The 12,042-nt window shown below is 32.5% G+C and carries 10 protein-coding genes; 7 read left to right on the forward strand and 3 right to left on the reverse strand.

What is annotated here, in order from left to right; genetic code table 11:
- Positions 1-19: 19 nt before the first annotated feature.
- Together B4N66_RS06925 and B4N66_RS06930 are read right to left on the reverse strand one after the other, a co-directional pair.
- Positions 20-232, reverse strand: a complete 213-nt coding sequence (locus tag B4N66_RS06925; protein WP_291093417.1) for a hypothetical protein — start codon at positions 230-232, stop codon at positions 20-22.
- A 123-nt stretch (positions 233-355) separates the two neighbouring features.
- Positions 356-1,945 (reverse strand): peptide chain release factor 3, encoded by a 1,590-nt coding sequence (locus B4N66_RS06930; RefSeq protein ID WP_291093418.1) that lies wholly within the window; start codon positions 1,943-1,945, stop codon positions 356-358.
- Between the two features lie 187 nt (positions 1,946-2,132).
- Here B4N66_RS06930 and B4N66_RS06935 point away from each other — a divergent pair, with 187 nt between their 5' ends.
- The 5 genes from B4N66_RS06935 to B4N66_RS06955 are packed head-to-tail and all read left to right on the forward strand — an operon-like array spanning position 2,133 to position 8,481.
- The gene (locus tag B4N66_RS06935) at positions 2,133-4,100 is read left to right on the forward strand and encodes a peptidylprolyl isomerase (protein WP_291093419.1); all 1,968 of its coding nucleotides are present in this window, start codon (positions 2,133-2,135) and stop codon (positions 4,098-4,100) included.
- Entirely contained in the window at positions 4,100-4,951 is an 852-nt protein-coding gene (locus B4N66_RS06940; RefSeq protein ID WP_291093420.1) for a hypothetical protein, read from the forward strand. The genes B4N66_RS06935 and B4N66_RS06940 overlap by 1 nt, the downstream gene beginning before the upstream one ends.
- Positions 4,914-6,347, forward strand: a complete 1,434-nt coding sequence (locus B4N66_RS06945) for a peptidylprolyl isomerase (protein WP_291093421.1) — start codon at positions 4,914-4,916, stop codon at positions 6,345-6,347. The genes B4N66_RS06940 and B4N66_RS06945 overlap by 38 nt, the downstream gene beginning before the upstream one ends.
- A gap of 37 nt (positions 6,348-6,384) precedes the next feature.
- A complete protein-coding gene (locus tag B4N66_RS06950) occupies positions 6,385-7,338 on the forward strand; it encodes an AAA family ATPase (RefSeq protein ID WP_291093422.1) in 954 nt (317 codons plus the stop codon).
- A 21-nt stretch (positions 7,339-7,359) separates the two neighbouring features.
- Positions 7,360-8,481 (forward strand): acyltransferase family protein, encoded by a 1,122-nt coding sequence (locus B4N66_RS06955; protein ID WP_291093424.1) that lies wholly within the window; start codon positions 7,360-7,362, stop codon positions 8,479-8,481.
- Here the strand turns inward: B4N66_RS06955 and B4N66_RS06960 are convergent, their stop codons facing one another.
- Positions 8,482-9,621, reverse strand: coding sequence for a hypothetical protein (locus tag B4N66_RS06960; protein ID WP_291093425.1), 1,140 nt, complete (start codon positions 9,619-9,621; stop codon positions 8,482-8,484). It abuts the gene before it with no gap.
- On the opposite strand from B4N66_RS06960, the gene B4N66_RS06965 reads away from it, so the two are divergent.
- Both B4N66_RS06965 and B4N66_RS06970 read left to right on the forward strand, forming a co-directional pair.
- The gene (locus B4N66_RS06965) at positions 9,620-10,789 is read left to right on the forward strand and encodes an acyltransferase family protein (protein ID WP_291093426.1); all 1,170 of its coding nucleotides are present in this window, start codon (positions 9,620-9,622) and stop codon (positions 10,787-10,789) included. The genes B4N66_RS06960 and B4N66_RS06965 overlap by 2 nt on opposite strands.
- A complete protein-coding gene (locus B4N66_RS06970; protein ID WP_291093428.1) occupies positions 10,764-11,879 on the forward strand; it encodes an acyltransferase family protein in 1,116 nt (371 codons plus the stop codon). The genes B4N66_RS06965 and B4N66_RS06970 overlap by 26 nt, the downstream gene beginning before the upstream one ends.
- Positions 11,880-12,042: the final 163 nt, after the last annotated feature.

A 12,042-nucleotide genomic window follows, 5' to 3' on the forward strand; every position in this document is an offset into this window, starting at 1 on the left:
CTTTTGTAAGGGGTTTGTATTATTCTGCTTTTTGGGTTCGTTTATTCAAATAATAAAATGCGAACAAAATGCTTATTATCGCTAACCATATAAGCTTTCCATCGATTGGTGCTGCTGGTGTATCGTCGCCTTCTAATCCACCGTTACCATCATCGTCACCAGGTTGTGCAAAAAGAACGAAATCAGACAATAATAAGAATGTAAGAATGTAAATTTTGTAAATACTTTTCATAGAATCAATTTAATAAGTTGCAAATATATAAATCATTTTCTGAAAAATATCGATTAAAAGCACTTTTTGTTAAAAAAATGATGTAAAATTAATTCTACATTAACAATTAAAAAATTCTATAATCTATTCCATCTCAGATGTAAAGAACATTTTTACATTTGGAAATTTGCTTTGAGTCATTTGAATCGTAAATTCGGAATCTGCCAAAAAAACTAATTGACCAAATTTGTCATGAGCTAAAAATTTCTGTTTTATTCGTCTGAATTCTGCAAACTCTTCACTTTTTGGATCTTGCGGTCTTATCCAACATGCTTTGTGAGCAGGAAAATTTTCATACGAACATTTTGCTCCGTATTCATGTTCCAATCGGTATTGTATCACTTCGTATTGTAGTGCTCCAACTGTTCCAATAATTTTTCGGTTATTCATTTCTAAGGTAAACAGCTGAGCAACACCTTCATCCATTAATTGGTCAATTCCTTTTTCCAATTGTTTAGACTTCATCGGATCCGCATTGTTGATGTATCTAAAGTGTTCCGGAGAAAAACTCGGTACCCCTTTAAAATTCATTATTTCTCCCTCAGTTAACGTATCACCAATTTTGAAGTTACCTGTGTCATGCAAACCTACAATATCTCCCGGATAAGAGATGTCTACAATCTCTTTCTTCTCTGCAAAAAAGGCGTTCGGACTCGAAAACTTTAAACTTTTATTCAATCGCACATGCGAATAAGGTTTGTTTCGCTCAAATGTTCCCGAAACAATTTTTATAAAAGCCAATCTATCTCTGTGTTTTGGATCCATGTTGGCATGAATTTTAAACACAAATCCCGACATTTTTTGTTCTGTTGGTTCAACCAAACGTGTATCTGAATGTTTTGGTCGGGGAGAAGGAGCAATTTCTATAAAACAATCCAACAATTCGCGAACACCAAAATTATTTAAGGCCGAACCAAAAAATACAGGTTGCAAATCACCTTCCAAATATTCTTCTCGTGAAAAAGGAGGATATACTTCATCTATCAATTCCAGTTCTTCTCTAAGTTTTATTGCTGCTTTTTCGCCAACAATTTTATCTAATTCCGGATTATTTATATCGGAAAAAGCAATCGTATCTTCAATGTTTTTTCGGCTATCACCACTAAAAAGGTTGATGTTCTTTTCCCAAAGATTATAAATTCCTTGAAAATCATAGCCCATCCCGATTGGAAAACTCAACGGCGTAACTCTAAGTTTGAGTTTTTTTTCCACTTCGTCCATCAAATCAAAGGCATCTTTTCCTTCTCGGTCTAATTTATTGATAAAAACAATCATCGGAATGTTACGCATACGGCAGACTTCTACCAATTTTTCAGTTTGTTCCTCAACCCCTTTTGCAACATCGATTACCACAATCACACTGTCCACTGCCGTCAAGGTTCTAAACGTATCTTCAGCAAAATCTTTGTGACCGGGCGTGTCTAAGATGTTAATTTTCTTGTTTTTATAATTGAATGCAAGAACTGAGGTAGCCACAGAAATTCCACGTTGACGTTCAATTTCCATAAAATCGGAGGTAGCTCCTTTTTTAATTTTGTTGTTTTTAACGGCACCAGCTTCCTGAATCGCTCCACCAAAAAGCAACAGTTTTTCTGTTAAGGTTGTTTTTCCGGCATCGGGATGCGAAATAATTCCAAAAGTTCTTCTTCGCTTGATTTCTTCTGTAAAACTCATATCTCTTTTTAAAAGGTTTGCAAAAATACTATTTCTTAACCAAAAAAGTATAAACATTTCTCGTTAATAAATTTTTGTTAATAGTAGCAGCTATACTTGTATAATGTATCTGAATTGTTAATTTTGTGGGTTGCAATAGGTGAAACTATGGCTAATTGGTATAAATCTTAAATTAAATTTTTTGAAAATGAATAAAAAACATTTTTATCTGGGAATTTCAATTCTTTTTTCTGTTTTTGCTTTCGCACAAGCTCCAAAAAAAGTACTTTTTACAGTTGATGAAAATCCTTATTATACGGATGAATTTGTTCGTGTTTACAACAAAAACTTAGATTTGGTTAAAGATGAATCCCAAAAAGATTTAGATCACTATTTAGAACTTTTTGTGGGTTACAAATTAAAAATCAACAAGGCCAATAAATTAGGCTTACAGAATAATACTAAATACCAAAACGAATTAAAATCATACCGCACACAACTTTCAAAAAATTATTTAACCGATTCTAAAGTCACCAAAGAGCTTCTTGAAGAAGGTTATGTTCGTTCTTTAAAAGAAATCAAAGCCTCTCACATATTGTTAACCGTTGATGAAAATGCAAAGCCGGAAGATACGTTAGCTGTTTTTAAACAAATTATGGATTTGAAAAAAAGAGCTGATAACGGCGAAGATTTTGGTGAGTTAGCTCAGAAATTTTCACAAGATCCAAGTGCTAAAGAAAATAAAGGCGATTTGGGTTATTTTTCTGCTTTCCGAATGGTTTATCCTTTTGAATCGGCTGCTTACAACACTAAAGTTGGCGAGATTTCAAACCCGGTTAGAACTCGATTTGGTTATCACTTAATTAAAGTAAGCGACATTCGTAACAACAGAGGTGATGTTACCGTTGCTCACATTATGTTGATGAATCCTGCAGAAGGAAATACAGATGAATTAGAAAAAAATAAAACTACTATCAACGAAATTTATACTAAAATTCAACAAGGTGAAGAATTTGAAGCGTTGGCAAAACAATTTTCGCAAGACAAATCTTCTTCGGCTAAAGGTGGCCTTTTAAATCGTTTTGGTTCAGGGCAATTGAGTTCGGAAGAATTTGAAACTGTTGCTTTTTCATTGCAAAAACCAAATGAAATTTCTAAACCATTTCAATCTCAATTTGGATGGCATATCATGAAATTGATCGAAAAGCATCCTGTAAAAACATTTGAAGAAGCAAAAGCGGACATGGAAACCAAAATTAGCCGTGACGAGCGTTCCAGAAAAATTACTGAATCGTTGAACGAAAAATTGAGAGCTAAATATACGGTTAAACGCAATGAAGCTTTATATACTAAAATCAAAAAAGCAGTTACGGATAAATTTTATGAATCGGCATGGGAATTGCCTTCTGATACAAAACCATTTGATGGAGAGTTCATCTCATTCGGAAAAATCAAAATACCGGGAACTCAGTTTTTAAACTATCTTCTTTCCCAACAAAAAAATCCTAATCAACCAAAACCTGTTGCAAAATTGGTCGATTTCCATTATTCAAATTTTGTTGATTCTCAATTAAATCAATACTATAACGATAATTTAGAAAATGAATTTCCTGAATTTGCCGCTGTTATGGAAGAATACCGTGATGGTTTGTTGCTTTTTGATTTGATGGAAAAGGAGATTTGGGAAAAATCGAAAACCGATACATTAGGATTAGAAGCATTCCACAAGGCAAACAGTGGTAAATATATGTGGAAAAAACGGTATGATGTGTTAGTCATTTCTTCAACAAAAGCCGATATTGCTAAAAAAGCTCATAAGCTTATAAAACAAGGAAAAAATATAGACGAAATAAAAACCGCTTTAAATACAAAGGGTGTTATCAATATTATGGCTACATCCGGTGTTTTTGAAGAAGGAAGCGAAACGTTGCCTAAAACAATTCCGTTTATTAAAGGACTTTCTGATGTTGTAAAAGAAGACAATTATTATTACGTTGTTCAAGTGAATGATGTAAAAGAAGCCGGTGCAAAATTATTAGAAGAATGCAAAGGAAGAGTAATTAATGATTATCAACAGTATTTAGAAGAAAACTGGGTTGCCAATTTGAAGCAAGAGTTTAACGTTTCTATTAATAAAGATGTGTTTGAAGAAGTGAAAAAGCAAATTAAGAAATAATGAATAAACTTTGGGCCATTGTTCTGCTGTATTTTGTTTTTACTTCCTGCTCGTATTTCAAGCCTGAAGAAAAACCTCAAGCAGTAGCAAGAGTGGGTGAGAGTTATTTGTTTAAAAGTGATTTGGTTGATTTGGTTTCGGAAGAAACATCAAAAGAAGACAGCATAACAATCGTTCATAATTTTATAGATCGTTGGGCAACACAAACCTTGCTCATTAAAGCGGCAGAACTAAATATCGATAAAGAACAACAAGAAGAATTTGATAAGCTAATTCAACAATATAAAGTAGATTTATATACAAAAGCTTATTTAGAGCAAATTGTTAAACGAGAGGTAGATACTGTGGTTTCTAATACTGAAATTAAATCGTATTACGACGAAAATAAAGAAAATTTCAGAACAAATGGATCACTAATTCGATTGCGATATATCAATCTGCCCAAAGATCATCCTAAGTTTGAATTGATAAAAGGGAAGTTTTTTGATACTAAAAAAAGTGATAAAAAATTTTGGGAAACCTATCAGTTACAATTTAAAAGTTCTGCTCTAAATGATTCTGTTTGGGTAGAAATGAATCAGATTTATAAAAAATTACCTTTTATTACTCCTGATAATAGAGAAAATTATATTGTGGAAGGAAAAGCAATTCAACAACCGGATTCACTCAACGTCTATTTTGTAAAAATTAGAAATGTGATAGATAAGAATGAAATTAGTCCGTTTGATTATGTAAAACCAACCATAAAGGAGTTAATTATAAACAAAAGAAAACTAGATTTAATTAAAAAATTTGAGAAGGAAATCACTGATGATGCTATTAAAAACAACAAATATGAAATTTATAAATAAAATTGCAATACCCTTTACTTTACTGGTTTCTTTTGCATTTTCAAGCGTGGCACAAGAAATTATTTCTGAAGAAACACCTGTAAAAAAGGATACTGTTGAACCTTTTAAAAGAAAGAAAATCGACGGAATTATTGCCACCGTTGGTGAATATATTATTTTGGATTCAGACATTGATATGGAATATGTTGAACTTTCCAGTCAAGGTATTTCTGTTGAAAACGTTTCAAGATGCGAATTGTTAGGAAAATTAATGGAAGATCGTCTGTATGCTCATCAAGCATTGCAAGACAGTACCATTGTGGTAAAAGATTCTGAAATAAACAATATGATGGAAGAGCGTATAGGTTATATGCTTGGCCAAATTGGTTCCATGGAAAAAATGTTAAAGTTTTATAACAAAAAGAATGAAGAAGAATTTCGTTCGTTCTTTTTTGATGTGTTAAAACAAAACAAACTTTCCTCGGAAATGAGAAATAAAGTGGTGGACGAAGTTGAAATCACCCCAGAAGAAGTGCGGACATTTTTCAAAAAAATCCCAAAAGAGGATTTACCAACTTTTGGAGCAGAAATGGAGGTTTCTCAAATAGTTATTGAACCAAAAATTTCGCAAGAAGAAAAACAAAAAGTGATTGACAGATTAAATGAAATTAGAAATGATGTGTTAATCAATGGAGCCAGCTTTAGAACAAGAGCAGTGCTTTATTCAGAAGATCCGGGATCAAGATCAAGCGGAGGATTTTATAAAATGAATCGGAAAACACAATTTGTCAAGGAATTTAAAGAAGTAGCATTCAGTTTAAACGAAGGTGAAATTTCTAAACCATTTGAAACAGAGTTTGGTTATCATATCATTTTAGTTGAAAAAATCAGAGGTCAGGAAGTTGATTTAAGACACATTTTGCTATCTCCAAAAGTTTCAGATGATGCTTTAAAAGAAGCAAAAGACAAAGCTCAATTGGTTCGTCAACGAATTATGGATGGCGAATTAACTTTTGCTGATGCTGCCAGAACACTATCTGATGAAAAAGAAACCAGGGCAAATGGTGGAATTTTGTTAAATCCAAAAACAATGGATTCCAAATTTGAATTAACCAAAATGGATCCTGCACTTTACGGGCAAGTTTCAAACTTAAAAGAAAAAGAAGTTTCTGTGGCAATTTTAGATGAAGACCAAACCGGTAAAAAAAGATATAAATTGTTTATGGTTACCAACCGAATCGATTCGCACATTGCCGATTATGCAACGGATTATACCAAAATCAAAGATTTAGCTTTAAAAGAAAAACAATTTGAAGCTATTGGAAAATGGTCTAATGAAAAAATAATGGAAACTTATGTGAAAATTAACGGAGAATACCGAAATTGCCAATTCATGAACAACTGGATGAAAAAATAATCAATTACATTTCTTAAATCTATATACCATTCTCACTATGTCTGACGTAACTGCAATTCAAAATTTAGTTCAAAAAAGAAAAGACCTCAAACAGGAGATTTCTAAAATCATTGTTGGTCAAGACCTTGTGGTTGATCAAATTTTGTTGAGCATTTTTTCCGGAGGTCATGCTCTATTGGTAGGTGTTCCCGGTTTGGCAAAAACATTGATGGTGAATACCATTGCTCAGGCATTGGGATTAGATTTTAAGCGAATTCAGTTTACACCGGATTTAATGCCGTCTGATATTTTGGGAAGCGAAATCTTAGATGAAAACAGAACATTCAAATTCATTAAAGGCCCAATTTTTTCCAATATTATTTTAGCCGATGAGATTAACCGTACACCACCAAAAACGCAAGCGGCTCTTCTAGAAGCCATGCAGGAACGTGCTGTAACGATTGCCGGACATAACTATAAATTGAGTTTGCCTTATTTTGTATTAGCAACCCAAAACCCAATTGAGCAGGAGGGAACCTATCCATTACCGGAAGCTCAATTAGACCGTTTTATGTTTTCTATCAAGTTGGATTATCCGTCGTTTGCCGAAGAAGTTCAAGTAGTAAAAAGTACTACTTCGGATGATAAGCCGGTTGTAAATCCGTTGTTTACAGCACAGGAAATTATTGATTTTCAACATTTAATTCGTCGTATTCCGGTAGCAGACAATGTAATTGAATATGCTGTAACGTTAGTCACCAAAACACGTCCGGAAAGTAATTTAGCAACCGATTTTATCAAAAATTATATCGATTGGGGTGCAGGACCAAGAGCTTCACAAAACCTTATTTTGGCAGCAAAAGCTCATGCCGCTTTTAATGGTAAATTTTCACCGGATATCGAAGATGTTAAGGCTGTAGCCGAAGGAATTCTGCGTCACCGTGTAGTGAAAAATTATAAAGCCGATGCAGAAGGACTTACGATTGAAAAAATAATTGAAAAGTTATACTAAACCAACCCAAACTATTAATAAATGTTTGGACTCAACATCGAGCTGGAAAAAAGAGTTCCCGGGTTAGATTTAGCTCGAGCAATTGCCATTTCTTTGGTTGTCTTTTCGCATTCGTTATGGATTAGTGAAAATTATCATCCTTACATTAAATGGTTTATGAATTTTACAGCAACCATTGGTGTTGAAATATTTTTTGTCATTAGTGGATTTTTAATTGGAAAAATTGTCTATCGAATCATTCAAAAGGACGATTTTTCATTTAAAGATGTAGGAGAGTTCTGGAAACGCAGATGGTTTAGAACACTTCCCAATTACTATCTTGTTCTAATTATAAACATCATTCTTTGGTATTTAATCTATGGAAAAATCCCTGAAAAGATAGGATTGTATTTCGTTTATCTTCAAAACTTTTTCTCTCATTCTCCCGACTTTTCAAGAATATCATGGAGTTTGTCGGTAGAGCAGTTTTGTTATATTCTCGGACCGGTTTTACTTTATTTGATGATTCGTTTTTTTCCAAAATTAAATCGAAAAAAATTATTTTTATGGGTTACGTGTTTCATCATAACCGTTGTAGTTTTAATCCGATTTTGGTTTCATTCAACGCATGAATTGGCTTCAATTTATGAATGGAATGAAAACCTCAGAAAAGTATCAGTCTATCGATTGGATGCAATTTATTATGGGTTTTTGGCTTTTTACCTTTATGTAAATTTCCCCATAAATCTAACCGTGAATAAGTTGCTTTTTACAATTGGCATGTTGGGCATATTCACGCTTCATCTGTTTATTTTCTATTGGGGAATTACGTTTGAAACAAATCCGGGTTTTTTTAATATCTTTTACTTATCTCTAAATTCCGTTGCCATTTGTTGTTTAATGCCTTTTTTGTTTACGATTAAAATTCAATCAGCATGGGTTTTAAAAATCATTACTTTACTCAGTCTTTTGTCGTACAGCATTTATTTGTTGCATTACACAATCATTTTGCATAGTATGAAAGTTTTAGTTCCTTCCGATAATTTAACAGGTATTCCGTTATTGACTTACACCTTAACGTATTGGTTTTTTATCATTGTCTTTTCGTATTTATTGTATCGCTTTTTCGAAAAACCAATGACTAATTTGAGAGATAGAAAATAATTATTTAAATTTAGAATTCACTATCAAATCCATTTCTTCATCATAAAAAAACAAAAACATACTTCCCATCATATCTTGCTCCTCTTTTGACGTATTGTTTACCTCCAATACAATTTCATATTCCTGATTTTCATACAACCAAATGCCTTCTTTAGAAGTAAAATTTTCAATGTTGGTTAAGCCAATACTGTTTTTATGATTAGTAACTTCGCTCACAAAAACAGGTTTTTGAGTTGTTTTATTAAACAACATAATTCGTGTGGCAAACGGGTGAACATGAATGGCAGCAGCATGCAATCGCAAACTGTCTTTGGTTTCTAATTGATGATTAATTCCACTTCGATACGTGTTTTTGCCTATCGGAATCACCCAATGGCCGGATAACTTATTACCACTTCCATCGTTATAACTATGGTTTTTGGTTTCAACCGGAATACAAAAATCGGCACCGGGATCAATCGGACTTTTATACGGATCATATTTGTCATACGGCAACATGATGAAAGCCGTTTTGCTCATCAACGGTTTAATATTTTTATCATCTTCATAAGTGATAGAAACTTTGTGCTTCACTTTGTAATACGCATCTTTTATATTGTGATTCAATGTTTGCGTAGTCACAAAAAGCAAATCATTACCTTTCATCGGCACACCGTAACCTTCCGGAAATTCAAATGTTTCCATGCCATGCGAAAGCGAAGTTAGTCTCGGATATTGTTTGCCTATCCGATTTTCTAATCCAAAATTGGAATAATATTTCGAATCATTCATATCCACATTCATGTGACAAATAAAATCATTCGACATCTTTTCGCCGGTTTTTGCATCTTGTGCAATCACTTTAAATCCGGTAATCCACAACAAAGTAGAATCCTGCGAAAGCATGACATAATTGGATGCTTTTGGTCCTTCCATCGATTTATAAATATCGTCCACAATAAATGTTGGTGATAGCATTTTATACTCTTTTGAACTATTTTCCACCTGCCAATCGTTATCAACCAAACCTGTTTTGTGCAACAAAGTTGTCTTAACAATCGCTTTATGACGGGTTGATAATTGGGTATACCATATCACTCCACCAACATTAGTAAACAATACTAAGAGTGCTAAAATTTTATATATCTTTGTTCTTCGCATGACCGCAAATTTAAGTATTTCTATGATTGATAATCAAATTGTTGCGTCTAAAAGAATTTTCGGATTAGATTTTCTCAGGTCATTGTCAATTTTATTGGTGCTTTTCTCCCATATTTCTTGGATTTATCAATCTGATGGCATTATTGGAAAAATGCAAGATTTCTCAGGTTTAATTGGAATTGAGCTGTTTTTAATGTTGAGCGGTTATTTGGTAGGAAGCATCATTTTAAAACAATTCTTAACCCAACAATACACGTTTAAAGAAGTCGGCAATTTTGTAAAAAGGCGATTATTCAGAATTTTACCAAGCTATTATCTCATTCTGCTTGTCAACATACTTATTGCTCTTCTTGTCGGACTTTCCATTTCTAATTGGTGGAAGTATTTTTTATTTGTTCAGAATTTTTCAACCCCAATTCCGTCTTTGTTTCCGGAATCATGGAGTTTGCCAATCAAAGAATTGAGTTATGTTTTGGTTGTGTTGATTCTTTTTGCTTTTGCGAAACAGATTGCTTTACACTTTAGAAAATCTTTTTTTTTATGGATTGTATATGGATTATTGATGCTTTCTGTGATTTTGAAAATTATTTATCATATTGAAAACCCTTCTTTTTCATTGCTAAAATGGACTGCAGAAGTTCGTTCAGTGGTTATTTATAGAGTTGATTCGGTGATGTTTGGCATTTTATTCGGTTATTATTATGCTGAATACAAAGAGTTTTTTCAACAAAAGAGTTTCTTACTACTGTGGATGGGAATTTTGCTAATGCTCTTTTTCATTGTTTTACTCTTGTTTTTTAATTTGAATACACTCGCCTGGTTTTGGAATATTGTTGCTCTACCATTCATTTCGTTGATAGTATTGTGCTTTTTACCTTCTCTACTTTTATGGAAAAAGGCTTCGGAAAAACTTAGTAAAATAGTTACGTTTTTGTGTAATTTATCGTATTCTGTTTATTTAATTCATTACAGTATTGTGCTGTTTTTGATGAAATATTTTATCGATACGAGTTCTTTTTCATTAATTCAATTGCATATCTTTACGCTAGTTTATCTGCTGATAACGTTCACGTTGGGTTACTTTTTTTATACTTATTTTGAAAAACCAATCAATACTTTCAGAGTATCCAATTTTAAACTAAATGGAAAAAAGATCTTCAATCGATAACATTTTTGGATTAGATTTGATGCGAACAATTGCTATTTTGATGGTTTTGTTCGGACATTCTTTATCGATTTATCCACCTAATCAAAGTTTGATTTATCAAACAGGTATATTTTTCGGTTTTTTAGGAGTAGAAGTTTTTTTTGTTTTAAGCGGTTTCTTGGTGGGAAGGATTTTATATCAGATATATGTTGATGATGATTTTTCGATTAAAAAAGTGCTTGGGTTTCTCAAACGAAGAAGCTTCCGAATTTTGCCAAACTATTATTTAGTTCTGATTTTAAACATTATCATTAGTTTTATTGTTGGGTATGCCGTAGCCGATTGGTGGAAATATTTCTTCTTTCTTCAAAATTTCAGTTCAACGATGTTGCCATTTTTCCCGGAATCGTGGCCTGTTTCAATTGGTGTGTTTGCATTTTTACTACTTCTCATTGCTCTTTATCTCAAAACAGCCATTGTGAAGCCCAGCAATAAATCATTGTTTTTTCTTTTAGTCGTTTTAGGACTAACGTTATTCTTTGTTTTTACCAAAATTTATTATGCGTTTTCAACTTCAAATACAACTCTAAATCAGTGGAATTTAGCACTAAAAGCTTTGGTTATTTATCGTTTAGATGCTTTTTTTATCGGAGTTTTAGCCGCGTGGATTTCATTAAATTGTTTACCTTTTTGGAAAAAAATCCGTTTACCTTTTGCCTTTTTAGGAGTAATTTTATTTGGATTTATGTTTGTTGGCGTTGGTTTTTTTCAACTTACGATTGATCGATTTCCTCACTTTTGGAACATTTTCTATTTGCCACTAACTTCGTTGACTTGTCTATTATTTCTTCCGATTTTATCACAATGGAAATCAACATCATTCTCTTTTCTTCAAAAACCGATTATTTTTATTAGTTTGATTTCCTATTCCATTTATTTGCTTCATTATGGTGTAATTCTTCAGTTGCTTCAATTTTATTTCCCAACGGATGATCTTTCAATGAATCAATTGCATTTGTTTTCACTTTGTTATTTTCTAATTACATTTTTATCGGCTACATTATTGTACAAATTCTTCGAAAATCCACTGCGAAAATTGAGTGATAAGTAAAAAACTCATCGAAAGTAGCTGATTTGAAGAAGTTTTTCAGTATTGATTTTGCGATATTGATAATTTAGGTTTCTAATTTTGCCATATTTGTATTTTAATGGCTGAATATTGCTTTTTGTTGAAAATAATGTCTAAAAAACAGAATTTCTGTAAAAAATGATTT

It is taken from the genome of Flavobacterium sp. UBA2787, assembly GCA_002352205.1.
Lineage (GTDB): Bacteria > Bacteroidota > Bacteroidia > Flavobacteriales > Flavobacteriaceae > Flavobacterium.